The organism is Ancylobacter polymorphus (genome assembly GCF_030813495.1).
Taxonomy (GTDB): Bacteria; Pseudomonadota; Alphaproteobacteria; order Rhizobiales; family Xanthobacteraceae; genus Ancylobacter; species Ancylobacter polymorphus.
In genome coordinates, this window is the sequence record NZ_JAUSUI010000012.1 from 68,612 (window position 1) to 95,592 (window position 26,981).

Here is a 26,981-nt window from a genome sequence, read left to right on the forward strand (position 1 = left end):
GCCTCGCTCACGCGGTATCGGGCAAGGTCGGGTCGGGCAGGTTGCGCGGCCGGCGCAGGATGAGCGCGACGCCCGCCACCATGATGAGGCCGCCTATGACCTTCAGCAGCGAAGGATCGTCGCCGATCAGCAGGATGCCGAAGGCGACGGTGAGCAGCGGGTTGAGCATCGAATAGGGCACGACGGCATTGATCGAGTGGCGCTGCAGCAGCCAGTACCAGATGCCATAGGCGAGGATCGACGAGGCGATGGCGCTGTAGGCGACGCAGAACCAGCCATGCCAGCCTGCCGTCGCCACCATGCCCCAGCGGTCACCCTCGAAGAACCACGACATTAGAAGGATCTGCGGAATCGCGAACAGCGACGACCAGCCCATGATGGTCATCGGCGTGATGTCCTTGAGCTGCTTGATGATGAGATTGGTCACCGCCCAGCCGGTGGCGCTCACCACGAGCAGAAACAGCGCCAGCGGCGGCGGCAGGGTTGGACCGAGCGCGAGCACGAAGATGCCGGCGACCGACACGGCCAGCCCGGCGAGGCGCACCCGGCCGAGCGGCTCCTTCAGCACGAGACAGGCGAGCAGCGTGGCGATCGGCGCGCCGAGCTGAATGATGACGGCGCTGGTGCCGGCCTCCGAATCGGCCAGCGCGGCGAAGAGCAGGCCGAAATGCACGGTGCCGAAGGTGAAGGACACCAGCAGCACGCCCGGCACCTGGTCGCGGCGCAAATGCAGCACCGGGCACAGCAGCGCCGCCACCAGCGTGAAGCGCAGCGCGCTCATCAGCATCGGCGGAATTTCCGCGATGCCTTGCTTGATGACGATCATGTTGAGGGCCCACACGCAAATGACGGTGAGCGCGAGCAGCTTGTGCTTGAACGGCATGGGACCGGGACGGCAGGAGCGGAGAGACGACCCGGAAACGGGCAGGAGGCGCCAGCGAGTCGCCGGCCCTTTCGCTGATAGGCCACAGCCGTGACGCTGCAAAGTCCCGGCCGGCCATGCCTGCCCTGCGCCGCTCTCATGACGCCGGCCGCCACCGGCTTGCACCGGCGCGCCGGCCCATTATGGTGCGCGCCATGCTGAACCTGTCCCTGCTTGGTCGCCTCTCCTTCTCCCATGCCGCGCCGTCGAAGCCCGCGCTGCCGCCCGGCCGTCACGATCTCGGCCTGTTCGAGACTCGCGATGCCGTGCTGATCGTGCCGGAGGGCCTCGACCCCGCCCGCCCGACGCCGCTGGTGACGCTGTTCCACGGCGGCGGCGGCAGCGCCGAGAAAATCCTGCCCATGCTGCGGCGGCACGCGGAGGAACGCGGCTTCCTGCTGCTGGTGCCGCAATCGCTGCTGCCGACCTGGGACATCGTCATCGCCGGCAACGGGCCGGACCTGGAGCGGCTCGACACGGCGCTGGCCGAGGTGGCGGCGCGCTTTGCGCTCGACCCCACCCATTTCGCCTTTGCCGGCCATTCGGATGGCGGCAGCTACTCGCTTTCCACCGGGCTCAGCAATGGGCGGATCGTCACCCATATCCTCGCCTTCTCCGCCGGCTTCATGACCGTGCTGGCGCAGGAAGGCGCGCCGAAAGTGTTCATCGCCCACGGCCAGAACGACACCCAGACGCCGATCGCAACCGCCGGCCGCTCACACGCCGCCAAGCTGCGCCCGGCGGGCTATGAGCTGACCTATGTCGAGCACCCCGGCCCGCACGCCTCGCAGCCGGACATGGTGCAGCTCGGTGTCGACCATTTCCTGAAGGATGTGGCAAAGGCGGCGTGAGCGGCCACGCTCCCGCGTCATCCCGGAGGCCTAAGGCCGATCCGGCATCGCAAGCCGGTCTCGGGCGATCCCGGCTCCCCGCTGCGCTTCGGCCGGGATGACGGACGGATGTCTCCGATGACCGCCTGCGGTGAAGCCGGAAGCGGCCCTGCCCTGACGAAAAAGGCCGGCAAGATGCCGGCCTTTCCGCAGAACATGCGCAGCCTGAGAGTGCGATCCGGTCAGCTTGCGATGCAAGCTGATCGGCGCGTGCTCTCGCGGCTCACGCCACCTTCTTAGCGGTCTTGGCGATCTCGGCCACTTCGCCCTCATAGGTCGCGACCTTGGCAGCGAACTCGGCGGGGCCCGCCTTCAGCGCGGCCTTGACGTCCGACGCCCAGGTGGTGTTGCGCAGGGTGAAGGTGTTGGTGGCCGAGGAGCCGTACTTCTTCGAGAACGCCACGTTCAGCTTGAACGGGATCGGCTCGGAAGCGAGATAGTTGGTGGTCGGGTGCTCCTTCACGAAAGCCGTATAGGCCTCGGCGACCTCCTGGTACTTCTCGGCGGCGATCAGCGCGTCGATCTGGGACAGCAGGGGCGGAAGCAGCGAATGAGGAGCGGTCATGATGGGTCGTTCCCTTGGCAATTGGCTTGGCGTTCGGGTGCGGGGCGCCCCTGACGGGCGCGCCTGCGCACGGCTCTGGTATACAACACACCGGGCTGACGCCAAAGCGCGCAGTTGACACCAGCGGAGCGCAGCCCCCGCGCGCCGGGCGAAACGAAAACGGGGCGCCTGAGCGCCCCGTCCATGTGTCATCCGCGTCTCGAAAACTCAGCCGAGATGGAACTTGGAGAGGTCGCGATGCTCGGCTTCGATCCAGCGCACCGTGCCGGTGGCGGAGCGCATGACGACGGTGTGGGTCTTCACCACGCCCTTCTCATACTTCACGCCCTTGAGCAGATTGCCGGTGGTCACGCCCGTGGCCGCGATCAGGCAGTCGCCGCGCACCATGTCGGTGATGGTGTAGATCTTCTTGGGGTCGGTGACGCCCATCTTCTTGGCGCGCTCGCGCTTGGCTTCGCTGTCGAGGATGAGGCGGGTGTACATCTCCCCGCCGATGCAGCGCAGCGCCGCCGCCGCCAGCACGCCCTCGGGCGCGCCGCCCGTGCCGAGATAGATGTCGACGCCGGTCTCGTCCGGGTTGGTGGTGTGGATGACGCCGGCCACGTCGCCATCGGTGATGAGCTGCACGGCGGCACCGGTGCGGCGCACCGCCTCGATGATGGCGGCATGGCGCGGACGGTCGAGGATCAGCGCGCTGATCTCCGAAGGCTTCACGCCCTTCGCCTTGGCCAGCGACTGGATATTGTCCTCGGGGCTGGCGTCGATGTCGATCGTGCCCTTGGGGTAGCCGGGGCCGATGGCGATCTTGTCCATGTAGACGTCGGGCGCGTAGAGCATCGTGCCGCCCTCGGCCATCGCCATCACGGCGATCGAGCCGGGCATGTTCTTGGCGCAGAGCGTGGTGCCTTCCAGCGGATCGACGGCGATGTCCACCGCCGGGCCCTTGCCGGTGCCGACTTCCTCGCCAATGAACAGCATCGGCGCCTCGTCGCGTTCGCCCTCGCCGATGACGATGCGGCCGGCGATGGGCAGGCGGTTCAGTTCGCGGCGCATGGCGTCCACCGCCGCCTTGTCCGCCGCCTTCTCGTCGCCCCGGCCGCGAAGGCTGGCCGACGCCACCGCCGCCCGCTCGGTGACCCGCACCAGCTCGAGCGTCAGAATGCGCTCCAGCACCTGGTCCTCTTTGACCGTGATCCCCGACATCGTCCCTGCCCCCTCAGTCCTTCTCGATCCGTATCACCTGCGGCGGCGAGGCGATGACGCCATCGATCTCGATGGCGGCGATCGCGCGGCGCACCGCGTCCTCATTGGTGGCGTAGGTGATCAGCACCACCGGTGCCGGATCCTCCGCGCTCTCCGCCCGGTCGCCCCCATGGGGACGGCCGCGACGGTGCTGCATTATGGACTCGAGCGAGATGTTCTGCTCGGCCATATGGCGGGCAATGGCGGCGGCCGTTCCCGGGCGGTCGACCGCGGCGAGGCGGATGTAATAGCCGCCCTCATGGCGCCGGATGGCGGCCTTTTCCGCCGGCTGCAGGCTCTCGGCCGTCCAGCCGAAGGGCGCGCCGGCCTTGCCGGCGGCCGCGTCGCAGAGATCGGCCACCACCGCCGAGGCGGTGGCGTCGCCGCCCGCACCCGGCCCGACGAGGGTGAGCGCGACGGCATCGCCGTCGATCGCCACCGCATTGGTGACGCCGGAGACCTGCGCGATCGGCCAGTGCTTCGGCACCATGGTCGGGTGCACGCGCAGTTCCACCTCGGTGCCGATGCGGGCCGCGACGCCGAGCAGCTTGATGCGATAGCCGAGCTCGTCCGCCGCCTCGATGTCGGCCAGCGTGATCGAGCGGATACCCTCGATATGGATCGCCTCCGGGTCCGGCTTCACGCCGAAGGCAAGCGAGGCCAGAAGGGCGAGCTTGTGGGCGGTGTCGAAGCCGTCGACATCGAAGGTCGGATCAGCCTCGGCATAGCCGAGCTTCTGCGCCTGATCGAGGCAGGTGTCGAAGGACAGCCCCTCTTCCTGCATCCGGGTGAGGATGTAGTTGCAGGTGCCGTTGAGAATGCCGGAGACGCGGGCGATCTCGTTGCCGAGCAGCGCCTCGCGCAGGGTCTTGATGACGGGAATGCCACCGGCGACCGCCGCCTCGAAATGGATGGCGACACCCGCGGCTTCCGCCGCGCGGGCGAGTTCCACGCCGTGATGGGCGAGCAGCGCCTTGTTGGCGGTGACGATGGAATGGCCGGCGGCAATCGCCGCCTCCACCGCCGTCTTGGCGATGCCGTCCGGGCCGCCGATCAGCTCGACGAACACGTCGATGTCGGGGTCGCGCGCCAGTTCGACCGCGTCGTCGTACCAGCGAAGGCCGGTAAGGTCGCAGTCCCGGTTGCGCGAACGGTCGCGGGCGCTGACAGCCACCACTTCGACCGGCCGTCCCACCCGCGCGGCGATCGCTTCCGCGCGGCGGGCCAGCATGCGCACCACACCCGCGCCGACCGTACCGAGGCCGGCGATGCCAATTTTCAGCGGCGGCGCCATAATGTGTCCGAACTCAACAAACGTTCCGAATGCGGCGCCGCCCGAAAGGGCCGGGCCTTTAGCGCGCCGCGGCGAGAGGGACGACGTTGTGCAATGTTTCCGCGCCGGTTTCAAGGAAGCGGCGGATGTTGCGCGCGGCCTGGCGGATGCGCTGCTCATTCTCCACAAGGGCGATGCGCACATACTCGTCGCCATGCTCGCCGAAGCCGACACCCGGCGCGACGGCGACATCCGCCTTCTCGATCAGAAGCTTGGAGAATTCGAGGCTGCCGAGATGACGGAACTTCGGCGGAATCGGCGCCCAGGCGAACATGGAGGCGGTGGGCACGGGAATGTCCCAACCCGCCTTGCCGAAACTGTCCACCAGCGCGTCGCGGCGCTTCTTGTAGACGCTGCGCATCTCGGCGATGCAGTCCTGCGGGCCGTTCAGCGCCGCGGTGGCGGCCACCTGGATGGGGGTGTAGGCGCCATAATCGAGATAGGACTTCACCCGCGCCAGCGCCGCGATCAGCCGGTCATTGCCGACCGCGAAGCCCATGCGCCAGCCGGCCATGGAGAAGGTCTTGGACATGGAGGTGAATTCCACCGTCACATCCATCGCGCCCGGCACCTGCAGCACCGAGGGAGGCGGGTTGTCGTCGAAATAGACCTCGGAATAGGCGAGGTCGGAGAGCACGATCAGATCGTGCTTCTTCGCGAAGGCGACGACATCGCGGTAGAAGTCGAGGTCCGCCACCTGAGCGGTGGGGTTCGAGGGATAGCAGAGCACCAGCGCCAGCGGCGAGGGAATCGAATGCGCCACCGCGCGCTCCAGCGCGTGGAAGAATTCCGGGCCCGGCTCGCAGGGCACGGAGCGGATCGCGGCGCCGGCCATCAGGAAGCCGAAGGCATGGATGGGGTAGCTGGGGTTCGGCACCAGGATCACGTCGCCGGGGGCGGTGATGGCCTGCGCCATATTGGCGAAGCCTTCCTTAGAGCCGAGCGTCGCCACCACCTGGGTGTCGGGGTTCAGCTTCACACCGAAGCGGCGCTCGTAATAGGCCGCCTGGGCGCGGCGCAGGCCGGGAATGCCCTTGGAGGCGGAATAACGGTCGGTGCGCGGGCGACCGATCGTCTCCTTGAGCTTTTCCACCACATGGTCCGGGGCATCGAGGTCCGGATTGCCCATGCCGAGATCGACGATGTCGGCGCCGCCATTGCGGGCGGTAGCCTTCACGCGGTTGACCTGCTCGAACACGTAAGGCGGCAGCCGGCGAATGCGATGGAAATCGGTCATGGGTCTCAAGCTCCAGGCCGCCCCGTTCCTAGGAGACGGCGTCACGCGCGCTTCATATCACCTCTCGCGCGCCCGCACAGCGAGGGATGTCAGACTAAAGGGGCAGAAGGATGGTAATCGCGCGCCCCGCGGCGCGCTTACTGGCCGGCCTGCCCGTCCTGTCCGTCCTCGATCTGGCGGAGCATCTCCTTCTCGCGCTGGCTGGCGAGATTTTCGAGGTTCTTCTGCATTGCCTGCTGCTGTTGCGGGGTCATCACCGGCCGGTCGCCGATCTGCGCCGGGGCCCCGAAAGTCGGATAGGCCGGCTCCGGCAGCTTCTGGCGACCGACCGGAGCTGGCGCGGCCCGCGAGGAATCCGCCGAGGCTGCCGCCGATTCGCCCGATCCCGAGGTCTCCGCCGCGCCGGGCCCACTGGTGGACCTTTCCAGCGAAGCACAGCCGGCAAGCGCCAGCGCGGCAAGCGCGGCGCCAGCGAGAAGAAATGTGCGCGCGACGGACGTGCCGCCCTGCCTGCCCTGCCCGTGATCCACCATGCCCTCCCCTCAGGCGTCGGCCATCTCCCGCTGCCGCGCGGAACCGGCCGTTACGCACTCGCTAGCACCGGATGGCGCGTCTATTATGGCCACCTATGAACGTACCAACCCGCGGGGACAAGCGGTGAGCAGCCGACGCAGCAGATCGATACCGTCCGCCCCGGCAAAATCCACGCCGGCGAAAACGATTGAGGCGCAGCGCACAGCGCCGGCCGACGCGCTGGCGGCTCCGCCGAAGCCGGCGGCGCGCAAGCGTGTGACCAAAACGGTCGCGGCGGCACAGCCGACCGTACCCGCACCGGCGGCGGCGGCGCCAAAGGCGTCGACCCCGGACGTAGCGGCGAAAATACCGGCGGCGAAAAAACCGGCGGCGAAAAAACCGGCCGCCAAGAGCCCGGCCGCCAAGAGCCCGGCGCAGCCTAAGGTGGCGGTCGAAAAGCCGGCGACAGCAACTCCGGCGCGCACGCCCGCACGGAAAAAGCCGCTCACCGCCATCGCCGCCGAAACGTCCGCGACGGCCACCGTGCCCCGCACGCGACCGGTGAAGGCTGGCGGCGCCGCGCCGAAGCCAGTTTCCGCAGCGCCGCCCCCGCCCCCCAAGGCGCCGGAAGCGGCGGCCCCCTCCTCCCAGGCCGAACCTTCTGCGTCAAAGCCCTCGCCATCCAAACCGGCCCCGGAAGCCGCCGCGCCGGAGACGCCGCGCCCCGGCGCGATCGATCTCGAAGCCTTCGCCGCCAATCTCGCGCGGATGATGGAGGAAGGTGGGCGGGCCATGGCCGCCTATCTGCGCCCGCGCGAGGAAGGCCGCATTCGCGACGATGTGGCGGAAGAACTGACCGAGGTCGCCAAGACCATTGGCAATGTCGCGGAATATTGGCTTGCCGATCCGCAGCGCACGGTGGAAGCGCAGTCACGGCTGATCGGCGGTTATCTCGAACTCTGGACCACGGCGCTGAAACGCCTCGGCGGCGAGAAGACCCGGCCAGTGGTGGAGCCCGCCACCCGCGACTCGCGCTTCGCCGACCCGGAGTGGAACTCGAATCCATTCTTCGATGCGCTCAAGCAGGCCTATCTCCTCACCGCCAACTGGGCGGCGGACATGGTGGAAGAGGCCGAGATCGACGCTCGCACGAAGCACAAGGCGGAGTTCTATGTGCGCCAGATCGCCGGCGCGGTCTCGCCCTCCAATTTCGTCCTGACCAATCCGGAGCTGCTGCGCACCACGCTCGCCTCGAATGGCGAGAACCTCGTGCGCGGCATGAAGATGCTGGCCGAGGACATCGAGGCCGGCGGCGGCGACCTGAAGATCCGCCAGACCGACGATTCCAAGTTCCGTGTCGGGGAGAATCTCGCGGTCACGCCCGGCAAGGTGATTTTCCAGAACGAGCTGATGCAGCTCATCCAGTACGCGCCGCAGACCGAAAGCGTGCTGGCGACGCCGGTGGTGATCATCCCGCCCTGGATCAACAAGTTCTACGTGCTCGACCTGACGGCGGAGAAATCCTTCGTACGCTGGGCGGTGGAAAGCGGGCTCACCGTTTTCATGGTGTCCTGGGTCAATCCCGGCCCCGAACTCGCCGCCAAGGGCTTCGAGGACTATATGAAGGACGGTGTGCTCACCGCCTTCGACGTGGCGAAGAAGGCGACAGGCGCCAAGGACTTCCACGCGGTGGGCTATTGCGTCGGCGGCACCATGCTGGCGATGACCCTGGCCTGGCTGGCCGCCACCGGTGCCAAGCCCGGCCTCGCCAGCGCCACCTTCCTCACCACCCAGGTCGATTTCACCTATGCCGGCGACCTCAAAGTGTTCATCGACGAGGAGCAGGTCGCCAGCCTTGAACGCAAGATGCTGGAAGCGGGGGTTATGGAAGGCAGCAAGATGGCTAATGCCTTCAACATGCTGCGTGCCAATGATCTTATCTGGCCCTATGTGGTGAACAACTATCTCAAGGGGCAGGCACCGTTTCCGTTCGACATTCTCTACTGGAACGCGGATTCGACCCGGCTGCCGGCGGCCAACCATTCCTTCTATCTGCGCAATTGCTATCTCGACAACAAGCTGGCGCAGGGTAGCCTGATGCTGGCCGGCAAGACGCTGGACCTGAAGGCCATCGACCTGCCGATGTACAGCGTAGCGACGCGCGAGGACCACATCGCCCCGGCGGCCTCGGTGTTCCTCGGCCTGCAGAAATTCGCCCGGCCCGGCCGCTTCGTACTGGCCGGCTCCGGCCATATTGCCGGTGTCATCAACCCGCCGGCGCGCGGCAAGTACCAGTACTGGACCGGCGGGCCGGCAGCGGGAAAGCTGGAGGACTGGATCGCCAAGGCCGAAATGCACCCCGGCTCCTGGTGGCCGGACTGGCGCGGCTGGATCGAGGAACGCGGTAGCGCACGCGTGCCCGCCAGCACCCGCATCCCGGGCGAGGGGCCCTACAAGGCGATCGAGGACGCACCGGGCAGCTATGTGAAGGTGCGCTCGTGATGCGGGCCACCGCCTCCGCCCACACCCGCCGCGCGGCGCGCCGGCCAAGAGCCTGACGTGGACGAGTGGCTCGCCCTGACCATCTCTGCCGTCGGCGCGGCGAGCACCGCTGTCGGCGTGCTCGCCGCGCTCTGGCAGTATCGCCGCAACAGCCTGGAGAGCCGGCGCCGTGACCGGCGCGACAAGGCCGTGGTCGCGGCCAACGAGATGGAAGTTTTCGGACAGGACCCCTCCGTCAAGAACGCGCTGGCGATGCTCGACTGGGACCCGCCAGTGCTCCAGCTCGCCCTGGCCGACGGCACGTCACGGGCGGTGCGGGTCGACAGCGACCTTTTCATCGCGGCCCTCCGCTCCAGCCAGGCGCCGGCGCCTGGGGGCTGGCCCTGGCTACCGGACGATGATCGCCGCCGCCTCGCCGAGATCGCCCGCAGGGGCCCCGGCTTCACACTCGAAGAAACCGCGATCCGCAGTATTTTCGACCGTTTTCTTGACCGGCTCGAACGCATCGAGACGCTGATCGAGCGCGACGTGATCTCAGCCGAGGATTTCGAGACCCACTTCGCCTATTGGCTCGACCTCATGGGCGAGATCCCGTCGGCTTCGCTCAGCCACTTCGCCGCGCTCAAGCGCGCCGCGCTGTGGGGCTATATCGACCATTACCGCTTCTCGAACACGCGCAAGCTGTTCGCGCGCTACAAGCGGGCGACACTGCGGCCGGTCGGCTGATCCTCACGGGAACCGCGCGATCTGCTCCAGACCCAGCGTCTCGGGATAGCCGAGCACGAAGTTCATGTTCTGCACCGCCTGGCATTCAGCACACCAACCACATTGTCGTAGCCGCACTGAGCGGCGAAAGAGAGCGGGAAGATAAGAAATACGACCGCTGCCAGCATATAAACGATCTGCATCGCGGGAGCTTCCGGAAAATAAATATACTTTACAACCAAGAATACAATTCTGTGCCCGAGATACATGAAGAAGCTGGCATAGGCCACATATCGAAACAACGTCGCGAATTTCACGGCCCGCACCCTCGTCACCGTGACCGCAAAGACCAATGACGCAAAAAAGAGGGCGAAGGGCGTCGCACGCAAATCCGTCTCCAATTCGGTAAAATCGGAACGCGTTGAAAGAACAAGCGCGGCCAGTGTTCCAACGCCGACCGCGATCGGCAGCGCAGCACCGGTTGACAGGACGCGGCCAGCCATGAATACGCCGGCTGCGAAAGAAGGGAAGTAGATCAGCAGCCTGACATCCAGTCGCCCCGTGGCAAAATTGTATAAATATCCAGAAACCATGAATGAAAAACAAACAAATACATACAAAATAGTATCTCTGCGAAATTTAGCCAATACAGGGACAGTGCAGTAGCATATAATCAGAGCAGTTATGAACCACAAAGTCATCGGAGCCGGCTTCGCGAACATTGATATCAAAAATACACTTCGTATAAAAACGCCAATGCTTTCAAGATTAAGAATCAGGAAGAAAATCGATGCAACCAGGTACGGCGGATAGATTCTAATGAACCGCTCGGCAAGGAAACGGAACGTACCGCCACTTTCCAGGCCCGACACCTTTTTCGCGGGCGACACCATGTAACCGGAGATCAGAAAAAAAAGCGCCAACGCCCCGACGGTGAGATGGGTGGTGATGGCATTCTGATAGCTGGCGTTGGAGATGTAATTCCCGAGATGCCAGAACGCGACAATGTAGAGAACGCTGACGCAACGCAGCACGTCGATCGACTCAATCCGACGCCTCTGCAACGCGGCAGGGAAGGCTGTCAATTCGCGCCACATGATCGCTCCGCGGTCCCGGACGGATAAAACTGTGGCTCCCGCAGGCACGCCGCCCCCTCACGGGAACAGCGCGATCTGCTCCAGACCCAGCGTCTCGGGATAGCCGAGCACGAGGTTCATGTTCTGCACCGCCTGGCCGGAGGCGCCCTTCACCAGATTGTCGGTGGTGGAGATCACGATCACCCGGTCCGGCGCGCGGTCCTTCACCACGCCGATGAAGGCCATATTGGAGCCCTTCACGAAGCGCGACTGCGGCACCTGGCCGAGCGGCAGCACATGCACGAAGGGCTCGCTCTTGTAGAAATCCGCCAGCACGCGGTGCACGCCCTCCGCACCGACGCCGGCGCCGGTCTTGAGGTAGATGGTGGCATAGATGCCTCGCGTCATCGGCACGAGGTGCGGGGTGAAGCTCGGCGCCACGCTGCGGCCGGCGGCCTTGGAGAATTCCTGATCCAATTCGGCCATGTGGCGGTGGCTGCCGACGCCATAGGCGTGCATGCCCTCCGTCACCTCGGTGAACAGCAGGTTCTCCTTCGCCGAACGGCCCGCCCCGGTCACGCCGCTCTTGGCGTCGATGACGATATGCTCGGACTCAATGGCGCCGGCCTCGATCAGCGGCACCACGGGCAGGATGGCTGTCGTGGTGTAGCAGCCGGGGTTCGCGACCAGCCGCGCCTTGCGGATGTCGTCGCGGTACAGCTCGACGACGCCGTAGACGGCTTCCTGCTGCAGCTCCAGCGCCTGGTGCGGATGGCCGTACCAGCGCTCATAGGCGCCATCGTCGCGCAGCCGGAAATCGGCGGAGAGATCGACCACCTTCACATGCGGCGCGGTCTCGAACACGTTCTTGATGACAAGCTGCGTGGTGCCATGCGGCAGGGCGCAGAAAACCAGGTCCACGTCCTTCCACGCCACCTGTTCGATGGTGATGAGATCCGGCAGCTTGAACGGCGCGAACTGCGGGAACACATCCGCCACCGCCTGCCCCGCCTTGCGGTCGGCAGTCAGCGCGACGATCTCGACGCGGGGATGGCGCAGCAGCAGGCGCAGCAGTTCCGAGCCGGTGTAGCCCGAGGCCCCGAGGATGGCGATCCGCGCCTTGCTGTCCGTCATGGTGGCGACCCTTCCTGCTGGCGCGCCCGCTGAACGACAGGGGGCGCGCATGGAGCTGCGCCCTTACACCTTTCGCATGTCCGACGAAAGACAAGAGCGTCCCCGGCTGACGCATGGCGGCTGCGCGCGCCGGGCGGGAACCGGATGGAACCCCCGCCGCTTCTCCTCCGGCCTCTCCACGGACAGCCGGAGCCCACGCCATGAACGCCCCCCTCGCCTGGTTTGAAACCGGCCTCGCCATGACGCGGCTCGGCATGGACATGCAGGTGGTGATCACCGAGCGGCTCAGTCGTCTCGCGCGCGGCGACGCCGCCGCCGGCGTCGAGGCGATGCGGATGATGACGGAAAAGACGCTGGCGCTGGGTGAGGTCAATGCCCGGCTGTGGAAGGCGGCGGCTGCCGGGCGGCTGGGTGCGGTCGGGCCGGAGATCGTCGCCCTTTACGGCGCCAAGGTGCGCGCCAACCGCAAGCGACTGAAGCGTTGAGCCGGCTGCGCGCATGGCGCCCATGTTCACGGAGCGTTCCGGTTTCGCTCTGGCGCTGTCATAGTGCTAAGGAAACCGAATCGGTTCCTGACTCTGACGAGACCGCCCGCGCCCATGTCGAATTCTGACGACCTCTTCGCCGCTGTTCCCGCCCCGCGTCCGCGCGCCGCTGCGCGCCCCGCCGCGCCGCGCGAGGGCACGCCCGGCGAGGCCGGCTACACGGCTGCCGATATCGAGGTGCTGGAAGGGCTGGAGCCGGTGCGGCGCCGGCCGGGCATGTATATTGGCGGCACGGACGAGAAGGCGCTGCACCATCTCTTCGCCGAAGTGGTCGACAATTCGATGGACGAGGCCGTTGCCGGCCATGCCAGTTTCATCGAGGTGGAACTGACCGAGGATGGCTTCCTCACCGTTACCGACAATGGCCGCGGCATCCCGATCGAGGAACACCCGAAATATCCCGGCAAGTCGGCGCTGGAAGTGATTCTCACCACGTTGCACGCGGGCGGCAAGTTCGACAGCAAGGTCTACGAGACCTCCGGCGGCTTGCACGGCGTCGGCGTTTCCGTGGTCAACGCTCTGTCAGACGTGCTGGTGGTCGAGGTCGCACGCGGGCAGACGCTCTACCGCCAGACCTATTCGCGCGGTGTGCCGCAGGGTGCTATCCAGGAGGTCGGGCGCATCCTCAACCGCCGCGGCACGCGGGTGAGCTTCCACCCGGACGCGCAGATCTTCGGCGAGAATGCCCGTTTCAAGCCGGCCCGCGTGTTCAAGATGGCCCGCTCAAAGGCCTATCTATTCGGCGGGGTGGAAATACGCTGGAGCTGCGACGCCTCGCTCGTCGCCGGCACGGACATCCCGGAGAAAGCGGTGTTCCGCTTCCCCGGCGGCCTGCGCGACTATCTCGCCGCCGATATTGACGGCCATACGCTGGTCCATCCCGACATCTTCTCCGGCAAGACCCAGCGCCCCGGCGGCCATGGCTCGGCGGAATGGGCGGTGGCCTGGCTGGGCGATGCCGATGGCAGCATCTCCTCCTATTGCAACACCATCCCGACCGCCGAAGGTGGCACGCATGAGACCGGCCTGCGTGCCGTGCTGCTCAAGGGGCTGCGCGACCATGCCGAGCGCACCGGCGCGGCCAAGCGCGCCGCCATCGTCACCGCCGACGACGTGATGGCCGGCTGCGCCGCGATGCTCTCCGTCTTCGTGCGTGAGCCGGAATTCCAGGGCCAGACCAAGGAGAAGCTCGCCACCGCCGAAGCCACCCGCATCGTCGAGGCGGCGCTGCGCGATCCGTTCGACCATTGGCTCGGCGGCAATCCGGCGCAGGCCAACCGTCTGCTCGACTGGGTGGTGGAGCGCGCCGAGGAAAGGCTGCGCCGCCGGCAGGAGAAGGAAATCTCCCGCAAGACCGCCGTGCGCAAGCTGCGCCTGCCGGGCAAGCTGGCGGACTGCTCCAACAATTCGGCGGCGGGGTCCGAGCTCTTCATCGTCGAAGGCGACTCGGCCGGCGGCTCGGCCAAGCAGGCGCGCGAGCGCCAGACCCAGGCGGTGCTGCCGCTGCGCGGCAAAATCCTCAACGTCGCGAGCGCCGGCCGCGACAAGCTCGCCGCCAACCAGCAGCTCGGCGACCTCGTGCAGGCGCTCGGCGCCGGCACCGGGGCGCAGTATCGCGAGGAAGATTTGCGCTATGAGCGGGTCATCATCATGACCGACGCCGATGTCGACGGCGCGCATATCGCCTCGCTGCTCGTCACCTTCTTCTACCGGCAGATGCCGAAGCTGATCGAGAACGGCCATCTCTTCCTTGCGGTGCCGCCGCTCTACCGCATCAGCCAGGGCGCCAAGACGCTCTATGCCCGCGACGAGGCGCATCGCGACGAGTTGCTGCGTACGGAATTCTCAGGGCGCGGCAAGGTCGAGATCGGCCGCTTCAAGGGCCTTGGCGAAATGATGCCGGCGCAGCTGAAGGAAACCACGATGAGCCGCAAGACGCGGACCTTGCTGCGCATCACCGTGGAGGAAGCCGAACGCGCGGCCACGGCCGATATTGTCGAGCGGCTGATGGGCAACAAGCCGGAAAGCCGCTTCACCTTCATTTCCGAGCGTGCCGCCTTCGCGAGCGAAGAACTGCTGGATATCTGAGCGGAGCGGGCTTTACCGCCTGATCCGATCAGCTTGCGATGCACTGATCGGCGCGGGCTCTAGCGCCGCTCGAAGGCGAGGCGGGCCGCGAGGCTGAGAAAGATCAGCCCGGTGAGACGCTGAAAGCCGCGGGCGAGCCGCTTGCGCGTCCGAAGCCAGCCACTGATCCGGCCGGCGAAGCCGCCGACCAGCGCATTCACCACCGTGCCACCGGCATTGAACACCGTGCCGAGCAGCAGGAACTGCACAAAGCCCGAGCCGCGCGCGGGATCGACGAATTGCGGCAGGAGGGCAAGGATGAACACCGCCACCTTCGGGTTCAGCACATTCACCAGCACCGCCTCGCGGAAGGCGCGCCAGGGCGTGTGCCGGCGGCCCGAACCCGGCTCCAGCACCAGACCCGGGCTGCGCAGCGCCTGCACCGCCAGCCAGACGAGATAGGCAACGCCGGCCCAGCGCAGCACCTCGAACGCGCCGGGATGCGCGGCGAGCAGCGCCGCCAGGCCAAGGGCGGCGGCGAACACATGGATGAAGCCACCGGCAGCGATGCCGAGGCTGGCGGCGATGCCGGCGCGGGGACCGGACTTCATCCCCTGGCCGAGGCAGAACAGCATGTCATTGCCGGGGGTGAGGTTCAGCGCCAGCGCCGCCGGCACGAAGAGCAGCAGCGTTTCCAGCGAAACCGGCATGGCGCTCACCCCTCCGCCGCCTCGGGACGCGGGTCGACGGCAATGATGTCCATGACCCCGCCCGGGAGCGTCACCTCGTCGCCGATCCACTTGCCGGTCAACGCACGGGCGACCGGCGAGACCCAGCCGATACGGCCCTGCGCCGGATCGGCCTCATCTTCGCCGACGATGCGGAAGGTACGGCGGCCGCCCTTTTCATCCTCCAGCGTCACCGCCATGCCGAAGGTGATGGCCTCGCCCTCCTGCGGCGGGTCCACCGGCTCGGCATTGGCACGCCGCGCCGACCAGTAGCGCAGCTCGCGCGAGGCGGCGGCGACGGCGTCGCGCTCGCCCCGAGCCCCGGCGGCAGACAGCGCCTCGCGCTGGCGGGCGATTTCGGCGTCGATCTGTGCGAGGCCCCGGCGGGTGACGAGGTTGCGATTCGGGCTGACGGGCCGTTCGGGCAGCGTATCCGCGCCGCTGTCTTCTTTCACGAAAGCGCGGCTCATCGCGCGACCTGCCTTCCCCTGCGGGGCCGCGCCGGGCCGGAACATGCCGAAAAGCCCTTGACAGCGGCCGAATACGTTGACTTTCCGGGCATTATGCCTATGGTGCAACGCGTCGTCATACCATATCCGACTGAGGCGCTCCGCGCGACGACGATGCAACCATCCCCGGTTACGGCTCGGGGGTTCGGTGTGCGGTGCGCAGCCGCAGAATTGATCCAGATGCCTTTTAACGAACTGGGCCTGAGCGACAAGGTGCTCGCGGCCGTTGCCGATACCGGCTACACCGAGCCGACGCCGATCCAGGCGCAGGCCATTCCGCATGTGCTCGCGCGCCGCGATGTGCTGGGCCTCGCGCAGACGGGCACCGGCAAGACCGCCGCCTTCACCCTGCCGATGCTGACCCTGCTGGAGCAGGGGCGCGCCCGGGCCCGCATGCCCCGCACGCTGATCCTCGAACCCACGCGCGAACTCGCGGCGCAGGTCGAAGAGAACTTCACGCGCTACGGCAAGAACCACAAGCTGAACGTCGCCCTGCTGATCGGCGGCGTCTCCTTCGGCGACCAGGATGCCAAGCTGCTGCGCGGCGTCGACATCCTCATCGCCACGCCGGGCCGGCTGCTCGACCATGTGGAGCGCGGCCGCCTGCTGCTCTCGGGCATCGAGATCCTCGTCATCGACGAAGCCGACCGCATGCTCGACATGGGCTTCATCCCGGACATTGAGCGCGTGTGCAAGCTGGTGCCGTTCACCCGCCAGACGCTGTTCTTCTCCGCGACCATGCCGCCGGAAATCCAGCGCCTCGTCGCGCAGTTCCTGTCAAACCCGGTGCAGATCGAGGCTTCCCGCCCCTCCTCCACCGCCTCGACCATCACCCAGCTGCTGGTCGCCTCTCCCAAGGAGGATTTCGCCAAGCGCGAGGTCCTGCGGGGGCTGATCGACAGCGCCGAGAACCTGCAGAACGGCATCATCTTCTGCAACCGCAAGAGCGAAGTCGCGGTGGTTCACAAGTCGCTGCTGCGCCATGGCTACAAGGCGGTGTGCCTGCATGGCGACATGGACCAGCGCTCGCGCATGCAGGCGCTCGACCAGTTCCGCACCGGCGAGGCCACGCTGCTGGTGGCGTCCGACGTTGCCGCGCGCGGGCTCGACATTCCCGCCGTGAGCCATGTGTTCAATTATGACACGCCGCATCACGCTGAGGACTATGTGCACCGCATCGGACGCACCGGTCGCGCCGGGCGTGCGGGCGCGGCCTTCACCATCGTCACCGCAGGCGAGGTCAAGTCGCTGGCGGCGATCGAGAAGCTGATCGGCCGTCCGATCGACTGGAAGGACGGTGCCGGCCTCGACACCGTGCCGGCAGTGGAGACGCGCGCCCGGCCGGGCCGCGAAAAGACGAGTGGCGAGAAGCCTGCCCGCGAGAAGGGCCGTGGCGGCCGCAATCGCGAGCGGGAAGATGGCGGCGAGAGCCGTGGCGCCCGCCCCGCCCGCCGCCGCGAGGCCGAGCCGGCCAGCCCGCCGGTCGAGGCTGTCGAGACGAAGGTAGCGGCTGAGGCTCCGACCAAGCCGGCACGGCGCCGCTCTCGCGCGGCCGAAGCGGAAGCCGCTCCGGCCGCCGTCGCGCCCGCCGCTCCACCTGTGGCGGCCTCGGCTCCGGCGAACGCTCCGCGCGGGCGTGGTCGCGAGAAGGCAGCCCCCACTCCGGCGCGCGCGCCGGTTACCCCGCTCACCCATCGCCGCCCCGACCGGGCGCCGATGGACGAGCCGGCCGATACCTCGCATCTGCCGGCCTTCCTGCTGCGGCCGGTGAAGATCAAGGCCGGCTGAACGGCTCGCCCGCCTTGGGCTGCGGAAGGGCGGAAGCGGCTTCCGCCCGATCCACAGCCGCCACGGGCTTCGCCGCGCGCACGCGGCGCGGCGATAACGCGGCCGGCGCCTCCATTGGCGTGGCCGGCGCGCGGACAGCCTCACGCAGACGCTTGATCAGGTCGCCCCGCACCCCGCCGGCATCGCCCGACGCGGCCCAGCCGGAGAAGCCGATCTCCACCCGGTCCAGCGCCATCTTGGCGATGGACGCGGATGGGCCGGGTTCCTTCGTCACGCGCGGGTCGTTCTTCAGGAAGGTCAGGCCCTTTTCCATCACGCCCTCGATGTCGTCGTCCGGCTTCAGTTCCAGCGCGAAGCTGAAGCTGCGGGCGCCATAGACCGAGCGGTTGACCATCGGCGAGCCCCAGACCCGGCCGTTCGGCATCAGCACCTGCACATTGTCGCCGGCGGCAAGTTCGGTGGTGAACAGGGTAATGGCCTTCACCGTGCCGCTCTGCCCGCCGACTTCGACGGAATCGCCGACCTTGAACGGGCGGAACAGCAGCAGCATCACCCCGGCGGCGACATTGGACAGCGTGCCCTGCAAGGCGAGCCCCACCGCCAGCGAGGTGGCCCCCAGCACCGCAATCAGGCTGGTGGTCTGAATGCCGAAGCGCTGCAACACGGCGAGCCCGACGAACACCAGCACAGTGTAGCGGGCGAGGCTGGAAAGGAAGCCGACAATGGTCGGGTCGACACGATGCGTGGCGTTCAGGGCGCGGGTCACCAGCCGGTCGACCACGCTCGCCAGCCACCAGCCGATGACGAGCAGCGCCAGGGCGTAGAGCATGTTCAGCCCGTATAGAATAATGAGATCGCCCAGCCCGTTCAGGCCGCGATAGCTGTCGAGATCCATCGGTCATCGCTCCGTGCGCATCAGGGAGCCCGGCACCGCCGGGACCATCGGCAAACACATGCGACGCGGGAGGGTTCCCGCCGCGCACGTGTTTCAGCGCCGGCTGGAACGACGCGGAGCGGCGGGAGCACCGGCCGCGCGGGCGATGGCAAGAGCGCGATGGGCGAGCGCGGCGGCGAGTTCGCCATCGTCGAGCGCCGGCTCCGGCAGCGACCAGTAACCCACGCTCACCTGCCTGCCGTCCTTGCGGGAATAGGTGAACGGCTCGGCGCCCGCAGCGGCGAGATCAGCGGCGAAGGCCGCGTCGGTCTTGAGATAGATGCGCGCGTCGATCACGAGGCCGAACATCACGCCATCGGCATAGAGGCCAAGCCCGCCGAACAGGCGGCGGGTACGCACAGGCCCAAACGAGGCGAAGAGATCGGCGATGTCGGCCTCACCCATCGCACACCGCGAGGGATCAGGCGCTGGCGCCGGCGGTCTCGGGCCGTACGGGGGTGATGGCGACAGATTCGCCGCAGCCGCAGGCCGAGGTCTGGTTGGGGTTGTTGAACACGAACTGGGCAGCGAACTTGTCGGCCTTGAAGTCCATTTCGGTGCCGAGAAGATACAGGATCGCCTTGGGGTCGATCAGCACCTTCACGCCCTTATCCTCGACCACCTCGTCAAATTTGCCCGCCTCTTCGGCAAATTCCATCGTGTATTCCATGCCGGCGCAGCCGCCATTCTTGACGCCGATGCGAAGCCCGGCAACGGGCTTTTCCGAGCGCGCGATCACCTGCCGCACGCGCTCGGCGGCGGCGTCGGTCAAGGTCATCACCTTGGGGCGGGGGCGGGGCTGGGTCATGTTCACTGTCTCCACATCGACGCCGGTTCAAGGCCGGCGGATCGGTCCCGCCTAATGTGGGGGATGCGCCGGGCCCCGGCAAGGGCGAAGGCGCGGTGCTTCGCCGGGTCACGCCACGTCATCCTGAGATGCGAGCGAAGCGAGCCTCGAAGGATGGTCGCTCGGGCGCACCCAACCGATCATCCTCCGAGGCCCGGCCCATGGCCGGGCACCTCAGGATGACGGCGCCAACGCAAACGAGCCGCTTCAGTAATTCGGCCACAGGCCGGGCGTGGCGAGTTCGACCATGTGATTGTCCGGGTCGCGGAAATACAGGCTGACCCCGCCCCCCTTCCAGTTCACCCGGCCTTCCACCGGCACGCGATGGGCGGCGAGATGCTGCTCCCAATGCGCCAGAGAGCTCTCGGGGATCGCCAGCGCGTAATGCAGCGCGCCGCTGCCGTCATGCGGCGGGATGGTGCCCTCCGCCATCACCACCGGCTCCAGCGTCGCGCCGCGCAGGAACAGCAGCAGCACGCTGCCCGGCCCGGCGCGATAGGCGCAGAACCGGTCATCGGCGACCATCGGCTCCAGCCCCAGCACCCGCTCATAAAACGCGCGGGCGCGGGGCATGTCGTCGACATAGAGACCGGTTTCCAGCACGCCGGACAGCGGCGGCGCGACGGGCGTTTCGCTTACCACAGATTCAGCGCCAGCCGCGCCTCTTCCGACATGCGGCCCTGATCCCATGGCGGATCGAAGGTGAGGTTGACGGTCGCGCCGGCGACACCGCCGACGCTGGCCACCGCGCCTTCCACCATGCCCGGCAGTTCGGCCGCCGAGGGGCAGTTGGGCGTGGTCAGCGTCATTTCCACCGCGACCTGACGGTCGTCGGCGATGTCGACCTTGTAGATGAGGCCGAGCTCGTAAATGTCGACCGGGATTTCCGGGTCATAGACGGTCTTGAGCGCCGCGACGATGTCGTCGGTCAGGCGCTCAAGCTCCGCTTCCGGAATGGCGGCGTTCACAGCCGGGGTGTTCGGCGTGTCGGAGGTCTGGGCTTCGCTCATGCGAAAAGATCCTGAGCCTTGATGAGGGCGTCGGCGAGAATGTCGACTTCCTCATGCGTGTTGTAGAGCGCGAACGACGCCCGGCACGTCGCCGTCACACCATATCGCCCTAGAAGCGGCATCGCGCAATGGGTGCCGGCGCGCACCGCTACGCCGGCGCGGTCGATCACGGTGGCGATGTCATGCGCATGCGCGCCCTTCACGTCGAAGGCGAAGATGGCGCCCTTGCCCGGCGCATCGCCATAGACCTGCACGGAATTGATCTGCGCCAGACGCTCGCGGGCATAGGCGCCCAGAGACGCCTCATGCGCGGCGATACGGTCGCGGCCGAGGCTTTCCATATAGGCCAGCGCCGCGCCGAGCCCGATCGCCTGCACGATGGGCGGCGTGCCGGCCTCGAAGCGGTGCGGGGGCTCGCCATAGGTGACGCCCTCTTCGGTGACGGTGCGGATCATCTCGCCGCCGCCCTCATAAGGGGGCATCTTCTCCAGCAGCGCCCGCTTGCCATAGAGCAGGCCGATGCCGGTCGGCCCGTAGAGCTTGTGGCCGGTGACAGCGTAGAAATCGACATCGAGGTCCACCACGTCCACCGGCATGTGCACGGCGGCCTGCGACCCGTCGACCACCACCATTGCGCCGGCGTCATGGGCGAGGCGCGCGATCTCCTTGATCGGCGTTACCGTGCCGAGCACGTTCGACATGTGGGTGATGGCGACGATCCTGGTGCGCTCGGTAAGCAGCGCCTTGAAGGCGGCGAGGTCGAAGGCGCCGTCCTCGGTCACCGGCGCCCATTTGATGACCGCGCCCTTGCGCTCGCGCAGATAGTTCCACGGCACGATGTTGGAATGGTGCTCCATGATCGAGAGCACGATCTCGTCACCCTCGCCGATCGACTGGCCGAGCGAGGAGGCGACGAGGTTGAGCGCGCCGGTGGCGGAGCGGGTGAAGATCACCTCGTCCAGCGTCGGGGCATTGAGAAAGGCGCGGCAGCGTTCGCGCGCCTCCTCATAGGCTTCGGTCATCGCATTGGCGAGGAAGTGCAGGCCGCGATGAACGTTGGAATACTCGTTCTCATAGGCGAAGCGCATCCGGTCCAGCACCTGCACCGGCTTCTGCGCCGAGGCCGCATTGTCGAGATAGACCAGCGGCTTGCCATAGATCTGCTTGGACAGGATGGGAAAATCCTGCCGCACGCGGGCAACGTCATAGGTGCCGTCGGTGACGGCGGGATGGAGGGTGATGGTCATCGGTCGACCTTTCTGGCGCCACACGGGCGAACATCCTTCGAGGCCGGCCTCTGGCCGGCGCCTCAGGATGACGTGGTGCACAAAGGCAACGTCATCCTGAGGTGCGAGCGAAGCGAGCCTCGAAGGATGCTCGCTCCGTCCAATCCGCCTCAGGCCCGCGAAGCGAGCCAGGCTTCCGCGCGCTCGACCAGCGCCTCGCGCAGGCCGTCATGCTCGACGGTTTCCACCGCCTCGCCGACAAAGGCCTGCACCAGAAGGCTCTGCGCCTCCTTCATCGGAATGCCGCGGGCGCGCAGATAGAACAGAAGTTCGTCATCGATGGCGCCGCAGGTGGCGCCATGGCCGCACTGCACATCGTCGGCGAAGATCTCCAGCTCCGGCTTGTTGTCCATCTCTGCGTCGTCGCCGAGCACCAGCGCGCGGCTCATCATCCGCCCGTCGGTCTTCTGCGCCGCCTGACGGACGACAATCTTGCCCTGGAACACGCCACGCGAGGAATCGTCGAGCACGTGCTTGAACAGTTCCCGGCTCTCGCAGCCTGGCACCTGATGGTCGACATAGAGCGTGGTGTCGGCATGCTGACGGTTCTTCAGCAGCGAGGCGCCGTTGAAGCCGACATGGCTGTTCTCGCCCGACAGCGTGGCATAGAGCGAGGTCCGCGCCACCCCGGCGCCGAGCGAGAAGCTGAAGGTGTGAACTTTCGATTCCCGGCCGACCGCGAACAGCATCGTCGCGAGGTGGAAGGCGCCCGTGCCATCCTCCTGCAGCCTCACCACGTCGAGATGCGCTTCATCGCCGACCACGAACTCGGTGGCGGCGTTCGCCTGATAGGCAAGCCCGTCCGGCCCCTCGAAGCTCTCGGCATAGGTGAAGGCGGCGCCCTCCCCGACGACGACCAGCGAACGGGCATAGCTCGCCGCCGCATGGGCGCCAGCGAACACATGCGCCACATGCAGCGGCCGCTCGATTGTCGCCCCCGGCGCGACGGTGACCACCACGCCATCCTTGGCCAGCGCGGTGTTGAGCGCCAGCGCGGCATCATAGCGGCCCGGCTGGATGCCGCCGAGACGGCTGAGCACCTCGTCGCCCGCCGCAATCGCGGCGGACAGGGTAGTGACGGTAAGCCCGGACTCCAGATCGGCGAGGTCGGACAGTTCCGGCACCACGGCGCCATTGGCGACGACGATGCGGCGGGCTTCAACGCCGCGCAGCAGGCGCGCGCGCGCATCCGCCTCGGCCACAGCGGCCGCGCCGGCAACAGGAACCGCCTCGCGCATAAGGCTGCGCAGGTCGGTATATTTCCATTCCTCAACCCGCCGATGCGGCAGGCCGTTCTCCTCGAAGGCGCGGGCGGCGGCGCGGCGCAGATCGGCCAGCCGGTCGCCGCCTTCCGGCACGGTGCCGAGCGAGGCGAGGATCGCCTGTTCGGCCGGCGTGCGGATCGGACGGATGTCTGCGTTCATGTCAGCCACCTCACGCCGCGTCCTGCTGATACTCGGCATAGCCATTGGCTTCGAGCTCCAGCGCCAGTTCCTTGCCGCCGGAGCGCACGATGCGGCCCTTGTTCATCACATGCACGAAGTCGGGCACGATGTGGTTCAGCAGGCGCTGGTAATGAGTGATGACGATCATCGCCCGGTCGGGCGAGCGCAGGGCGTTGACGCCCTCGGAGACGACTTTCAGCGCGTCGATGTCGAGGCCGGAATCGGTCTCGTCGAGCACGCAGATCTTCGGCTCCAGGATCGCCATCTGCAGGATCTCGGCACGCTTCTTCTCGCCGCCGGAGAAGCCGACATTGACGCCGCGCTTCAGCATGTCCTGGTTGATGCCGAGATGAGCGGCCTTGTCCTTGACGAGGCGGAGGAAATCGGGCGTGGAGATTTCCGCCTCGCCGCGCTTCTTGCGCTGCGCGTTCAGCGAGGCGCGCAGGAAGGTCATGGTGGCGACGCCGGGCACTTCCACCGGATACTGGAAGGCGAGGAACACACCCTTGGCGGCGCGCTCGTCGATTTCCATCTCCAGCAGGTCCTCGCCGTCGAGAGTGACGGAGCCGTCCGTCACCTCATAATCCTCCTTGCCGGCGAGGATGTAGGAGAGCGTGGACTTGCCGGAACCGTTCGGCCCCATGATGGCGTGCACCTCGCCCGGGTTCACCTTGAGCGAAAGGCCCTTGAGGATCTCCTTGCCGTGTTCGCCGTCGATCTTGGCGTGGAGATTGTCGATGTCGAGCATAGCCATGTCATCTGTTCCGTGTCTGGGCGCGTCGACCGGCGGCAGCGGTGAGCCGGGAGCGCGCTGAAATCTGCGAGCGATCCCGGAGCGCGGCGCCGCCGCGTCCGGGATGACGATGAAAGGGCGTCAGCCCACCGAGCCCTCAAGGCTCACCGCGATCAGCTTCTGCGCTTCCACCGCGAACTCCATCGGCAGCTGCTGCAGCACGTCCTTGACGAAGCCGTTGACGATCAGCGCCGTCGCTTCTTCCGGATCGAGGCCGCGCTGGCGGCAGTAGAACAGCTGGTCGTCGGAGATCTTCGAGGTGGTGGCCTCGTGCTCGAACTGGGCGGAAGAGTTCTTCGACTCGATATAGGGCACGGTGTGCGCCCCGCACTTGTCGCCGATGAGCAGGCTGTCGCAATTGGTGAAGTTGCGCGCGCCGGTGGCCTTGCGGTGGGCGGTGACGAGGCCGCGATAGGTGTTGTCGGAATAGCCCGCCGCGATGCCCTTGGAGATGATGCGGCTCGACGTGTTCTTGCCGAGATGGATCATCTTGGTGCCGCTATCGACCTGCTGGCGCCCGTTGGAGATGGCGATGGAGTAGAACTCGCCCTGCGAATTGTCGCCGCGCAGGATGCAGCTCGGGTACTTCCAGGTGATGGCCGAGCCGGTCTCCACCTGCGTCCACGAGATCTTCGAGCGGTCGCCACGGCAGTCGCCACGCTTGGTGACGAAGTTGAAGATGCCGCCCTTGCCGTCCTTGTCGCCGGGATACCAGTTCTGCACCGTCGAGTATTTGATCTCGGCGTCGTCCAGCGCCACCAGTTCGACCACGGCGGCGTGCAGCTGGTTCTCGTCGCGCATCGGCGCCGTGCAGCCTTCGAGATAGCTCACATAGGCGCCTTCATCGGCGATGATGAGCGTGCGCTCGAACTGGCCGGTGTTGCGCTCATTGATGCGGAAATAGGTCGAGAGCTCCATCGGGCAGCGCACGCCCTTGGGCACATAGACGAACGACCCGTCGGAGAACACCGCCGAATTCAGCGTGGCGAAATAGTTGTCGGTCACCGGAACGACCGAGCCGAGATACTTCTTCACCAGCTCGGGATGCTCGCGCACCGCCTCGGAGATCGGCATGAAGATGACGCCGGCCCGGGCCAGTTCCTCCTTGAAGGTGGTCGCCACCGAGACCGAATCGAACACCGCGTCAACCGCCACCTTGGTGGCGCCGCTCTCGATGCCGAGCAGCGCGTCGCGCTCGCGCAGAGGAATGCCGAGCTTCTCGTAGGTGGCGAGAATCTCCGGGTCGATATCGTCGATCGACAGCGCTTCCTTCGCCTTGGGCGCGGAATAGTAATAGAGGTCCTGATAGTCGATGGGGGGGTAGCTCACCCGCGCCCAGTCCGGCTCGCGCATGGTCTGCCAGCGGCGGAAGGCGTCGAGCCGCCATTCCAGCAGCCATTCGGGCTCGTTCTTCTTCGCCGAGATGAAGCGGACCGTATCTTCGGTCAGGCCCCTGGGGGCCTTTTCGGACTCGATCTCGGTAAAGAACCCGTACTTGTACTGATCGACATCAAGGGAGCGGACCTGGTCCACTGTCTCCTGTACGGCCGGCATCGTCTCATCTCCTCTCCCACGCGGGGTCAAGGCCCGCGGGTCAGGTCAACCACTCCGCGGAAGCCGCCGAAGCCGCTCCCGCGCCGTCTCGCCGCCCACAGGCGGCGCCTTGCCTCACGCCGCCGCGCGGCGACGCAAAAGACCGGGCAACACCCGGCGAAGCACGCCGAGCGCCCGGTCGACATCCTCTTCCCCGCTCGACCAGCCGAAGGACAGGCGGAACGCGGAACGCGCAATGCGCTCGGGCACGCCCATCGCCCCCAGCACATGCGAGGCCGCGACCTTGCCCGACGAGCAGGCGGCACCGGCGCTCACCGCGAGGCCCGCGAGATCGAGGGCGATCACGGTGGTCTCGGCCGGCACGCCCGGCAGCGCGAAACACGAAGTGTTCGGCAGCCGGTCGACATCGCCCACGAGCAGGACAAGCTCGGGAAACTCGCACCTTAGAGCGTCTTCAAGCCGTTCGCGCAAGCCATTGATGCGCACGCCGTCGGCGTCCACAGAAGCGCCCGCGCGCTCGGCCGCCGCGCCGAAGGCGGCGATGGCGGGCACGTTCTCGCTGCCTGCCCGCCGGCCACGCTCCTGCGCACCGCCGCCAATGAGCGGGGCGGGGCGCAGATCCGGCTCGGCGAGGATGAGCGCCCCCGCCCCCGGCGAGCCGCCAAGCTTATGCGCAGACACCGACATCAGATCGACGCCGAGTGCAGACATGGAGAGCGGAATGCGCCCGGCCGCCTGCACGGCATCGGTATGAACCAGGGCGCCCTGCTCATGGGCGCGGCGGGCGGCTTCCGCCACCGGCTGCAACACGCCCGTCTCATTATTCGCCACCATCAGCGACAGCAGCACCCGACGCCCGGCGGCGGCGTGGCGCGCCAGGGCCGCATCGAGCCCGTCGAGCCGAAGCCTTCCGCGCGCATCCACGGGCAGAACTTCGACCTGCTCCGGCGCAAAGCGATGGCCGCGCAGAACGGCGGCATGTTCCACCGCGCTCACCAGCAGCGCGTCGAAGACGAGAGGCGTTTCACCGCGCCGGTAGTCGGGCGTGAGCGCCAGCACGTCCGCCTCCGTGCCGCTGGAGGTGAAGACCACCCCCGCCGGACTCGCCCCCACCAGAGCCGCCACCCGTGCCCGCGCCGCATCCATCGTGCCGCGCGCGGCGCGGCCCTCGGCATGCACGGAGGAGCAGTTGCCAGTGGCGTCGAGTGCCGCCAGCAGGGCCTCCCGCGCTTCCGGGCGCACTTGCGAGGTCGCGTTATGATCGAGATAGGTGCGTGCGTTCATGGGTTCGGAGGCTCGCAGTTCCTTTTCCGTCTCCTATATAGGAAGGCGCGGCGGCGTCTGCCCCTTCCCTTC

General features: G+C 67.1%; 27 protein-coding genes. 6 read left to right on the top strand and 21 right to left on the bottom strand.

Features of this window, described 5'->3' with window-relative positions; all coding sequences use genetic code 11:
• Positions 1–7: 7 nt before the first annotated feature.
• A complete protein-coding gene (locus J2S75_RS21215; protein ID WP_307023045.1) occupies positions 8–883 on the bottom strand; it encodes a DMT family transporter in 876 nt (291 codons plus the stop codon).
• 194 nt (positions 884–1,077) lie between these two features.
• On the opposite strand from J2S75_RS21215, the gene J2S75_RS21220 reads away from it, so the two are divergent.
• Positions 1,078–1,773 (top strand): alpha/beta hydrolase, encoded by a 696-nt coding sequence (locus J2S75_RS21220; RefSeq protein WP_307023047.1) that lies wholly within the window; start codon positions 1,078–1,080, stop codon positions 1,771–1,773.
• A 262-nt stretch (positions 1,774–2,035) separates the two neighbouring features.
• Here J2S75_RS21220 and J2S75_RS21225 read toward each other — a convergent pair whose 3' ends face one another.
• The 6 genes from J2S75_RS21225 to J2S75_RS21250 form a co-directional block, all read right to left on the bottom strand.
• Positions 2,036–2,377, bottom strand: a complete 342-nt coding sequence (locus J2S75_RS21225) for a hypothetical protein (RefSeq protein ID WP_244377019.1) — start codon at positions 2,375–2,377, stop codon at positions 2,036–2,038.
• Positions 2,378–2,584: 207 nt separating this feature from the next.
• On the bottom strand, positions 2,585–3,580 hold the full coding sequence (gene glpX, locus J2S75_RS21230; RefSeq protein ID WP_244377021.1) for a class II fructose-bisphosphatase: 996 nt from the start codon (positions 3,578–3,580) through the stop codon (positions 2,585–2,587).
• Between the two features lie 13 nt (positions 3,581–3,593).
• Positions 3,594–4,913, bottom strand: a complete 1,320-nt coding sequence (locus J2S75_RS21235; protein ID WP_307023049.1) for a homoserine dehydrogenase — start codon at positions 4,911–4,913, stop codon at positions 3,594–3,596.
• A gap of 58 nt (positions 4,914–4,971) precedes the next feature.
• On the bottom strand, positions 4,972–6,189 hold the full coding sequence (locus J2S75_RS21240; protein WP_244377025.1) for an LL-diaminopimelate aminotransferase: 1,218 nt from the start codon (positions 6,187–6,189) through the stop codon (positions 4,972–4,974).
• A gap of 137 nt (positions 6,190–6,326) precedes the next feature.
• Positions 6,327–6,722, bottom strand: coding sequence for a hypothetical protein (locus J2S75_RS21245; protein ID WP_307023052.1), 396 nt, complete (start codon positions 6,720–6,722; stop codon positions 6,327–6,329).
• A gap of 93 nt (positions 6,723–6,815) precedes the next feature.
• Complete coding sequence (locus tag J2S75_RS21250) at positions 6,816–7,496, bottom strand: hypothetical protein (protein WP_307023054.1); 681 nt, start codon at positions 7,494–7,496, stop codon at positions 6,816–6,818.
• On the opposite strand from J2S75_RS21250, the gene phaC reads away from it, so the two are divergent.
• The gene (gene phaC / locus J2S75_RS21255; protein ID WP_307023056.1) at positions 7,495–9,204 is read left to right on the top strand and encodes a class I poly(R)-hydroxyalkanoic acid synthase; all 1,710 of its coding nucleotides are present in this window, start codon (positions 7,495–7,497) and stop codon (positions 9,202–9,204) included. The genes J2S75_RS21250 and phaC overlap by 2 nt on opposite strands.
• A gap of 57 nt (positions 9,205–9,261) precedes the next feature.
• On the top strand, positions 9,262–9,930 hold the full coding sequence (locus J2S75_RS21260) for a hypothetical protein (protein WP_307023058.1): 669 nt from the start codon (positions 9,262–9,264) through the stop codon (positions 9,928–9,930).
• Positions 9,931–9,992: 62 nt separating this feature from the next.
• On the opposite strand, the gene J2S75_RS21265 is transcribed toward J2S75_RS21260, so the two are convergent.
• Together J2S75_RS21265 and argC are read right to left on the bottom strand one after the other, a co-directional pair.
• Complete coding sequence (locus J2S75_RS21265; protein ID WP_307023060.1) at positions 9,993–11,006, bottom strand: acyltransferase family protein; 1,014 nt, start codon at positions 11,004–11,006, stop codon at positions 9,993–9,995.
• Positions 11,007–11,063: 57 nt separating this feature from the next.
• On the bottom strand, positions 11,064–12,119 hold the full coding sequence (gene argC, locus J2S75_RS21270) for an N-acetyl-gamma-glutamyl-phosphate reductase (protein WP_307023062.1): 1,056 nt from the start codon (positions 12,117–12,119) through the stop codon (positions 11,064–11,066).
• 200 nt (positions 12,120–12,319) lie between these two features.
• On the opposite strand from argC, the gene J2S75_RS21275 reads away from it, so the two are divergent.
• Together J2S75_RS21275 and parE are read left to right on the top strand one after the other, a co-directional pair.
• Positions 12,320–12,604: a hypothetical protein gene (locus J2S75_RS21275; RefSeq protein ID WP_307023063.1), complete on the top strand. Its 285-nt coding sequence runs from the start codon at positions 12,320–12,322 to the stop codon at positions 12,602–12,604.
• 114 nt (positions 12,605–12,718) lie between these two features.
• Entirely contained in the window at positions 12,719–14,752 is a 2,034-nt protein-coding gene (gene parE / locus J2S75_RS21280) for a DNA topoisomerase IV subunit B (RefSeq protein ID WP_307023066.1), read from the top strand.
• 59 nt (positions 14,753–14,811) lie between these two features.
• On the opposite strand, the gene J2S75_RS21285 is transcribed toward parE, so the two are convergent.
• Entirely contained in the window at positions 14,812–15,441 is a 630-nt protein-coding gene (locus J2S75_RS21285) for a LysE family translocator (protein WP_307023068.1), read from the bottom strand.
• 5 nt (positions 15,442–15,446) lie between these two features.
• Positions 15,447–15,929 carry a GreA/GreB family elongation factor gene (locus J2S75_RS21290; RefSeq protein WP_307023070.1) on the bottom strand — a complete coding sequence of 161 codons (483 nt, stop codon included), beginning with the start codon at positions 15,927–15,929 and terminating at the stop codon, positions 15,447–15,449.
• A gap of 219 nt (positions 15,930–16,148) precedes the next feature.
• On the opposite strand from J2S75_RS21290, the gene J2S75_RS21295 reads away from it, so the two are divergent.
• Positions 16,149–17,756, top strand: coding sequence for a DEAD/DEAH box helicase (locus J2S75_RS21295; protein ID WP_307023072.1), 1,608 nt, complete (start codon positions 16,149–16,151; stop codon positions 17,754–17,756).
• On the opposite strand, the gene J2S75_RS21300 is transcribed toward J2S75_RS21295, so the two are convergent.
• The 10 genes from J2S75_RS21300 to J2S75_RS21345 form a co-directional block, all read right to left on the bottom strand.
• On the bottom strand, positions 17,743–18,651 hold the full coding sequence (locus tag J2S75_RS21300; protein ID WP_307023074.1) for a mechanosensitive ion channel family protein: 909 nt from the start codon (positions 18,649–18,651) through the stop codon (positions 17,743–17,745). The genes J2S75_RS21295 and J2S75_RS21300 overlap by 14 nt on opposite strands.
• Positions 18,652–18,744: 93 nt before the next feature.
• Positions 18,745–19,095: a TfoX/Sxy family protein gene (locus J2S75_RS21305; protein ID WP_307023076.1), complete on the bottom strand. Its 351-nt coding sequence runs from the start codon at positions 19,093–19,095 to the stop codon at positions 18,745–18,747.
• A gap of 16 nt (positions 19,096–19,111) precedes the next feature.
• A complete protein-coding gene (gene sufA, locus J2S75_RS21310) occupies positions 19,112–19,498 on the bottom strand; it encodes a Fe-S cluster assembly scaffold SufA (RefSeq protein WP_307023079.1) in 387 nt (128 codons plus the stop codon).
• A 246-nt stretch (positions 19,499–19,744) separates the two neighbouring features.
• Complete coding sequence (locus J2S75_RS21315) at positions 19,745–20,179, bottom strand: VOC family protein (RefSeq protein ID WP_307023081.1); 435 nt, start codon at positions 20,177–20,179, stop codon at positions 19,745–19,747.
• The gene (locus J2S75_RS21320; RefSeq protein WP_244377049.1) at positions 20,173–20,547 is read right to left on the bottom strand and encodes an SUF system Fe-S cluster assembly protein; all 375 of its coding nucleotides are present in this window, start codon (positions 20,545–20,547) and stop codon (positions 20,173–20,175) included. The genes J2S75_RS21315 and J2S75_RS21320 overlap by 7 nt, the downstream gene beginning before the upstream one ends.
• Positions 20,544–21,794 (bottom strand): cysteine desulfurase, encoded by a 1,251-nt coding sequence (locus J2S75_RS21325; RefSeq protein WP_307023083.1) that lies wholly within the window; start codon positions 21,792–21,794, stop codon positions 20,544–20,546. The genes J2S75_RS21320 and J2S75_RS21325 overlap by 4 nt, the downstream gene beginning before the upstream one ends.
• Before the next feature lie 149 nt (positions 21,795–21,943).
• Entirely contained in the window at positions 21,944–23,257 is a 1,314-nt protein-coding gene (gene sufD, locus J2S75_RS21330; RefSeq protein ID WP_307023085.1) for a Fe-S cluster assembly protein SufD, read from the bottom strand.
• A 10-nt stretch (positions 23,258–23,267) separates the two neighbouring features.
• Positions 23,268–24,026, bottom strand: coding sequence for a Fe-S cluster assembly ATPase SufC (gene sufC, locus J2S75_RS21335; RefSeq protein ID WP_307023177.1), 759 nt, complete (start codon positions 24,024–24,026; stop codon positions 23,268–23,270).
• 126 nt (positions 24,027–24,152) lie between these two features.
• A complete protein-coding gene (gene sufB, locus J2S75_RS21340; RefSeq protein WP_307023087.1) occupies positions 24,153–25,625 on the bottom strand; it encodes a Fe-S cluster assembly protein SufB in 1,473 nt (490 codons plus the stop codon).
• A gap of 114 nt (positions 25,626–25,739) precedes the next feature.
• On the bottom strand, positions 25,740–26,909 hold the full coding sequence (locus J2S75_RS21345) for a cysteine desulfurase family protein (RefSeq protein ID WP_307023089.1): 1,170 nt from the start codon (positions 26,907–26,909) through the stop codon (positions 25,740–25,742).
• Between the last annotated feature and the right edge of the window lie 72 nt (positions 26,910–26,981).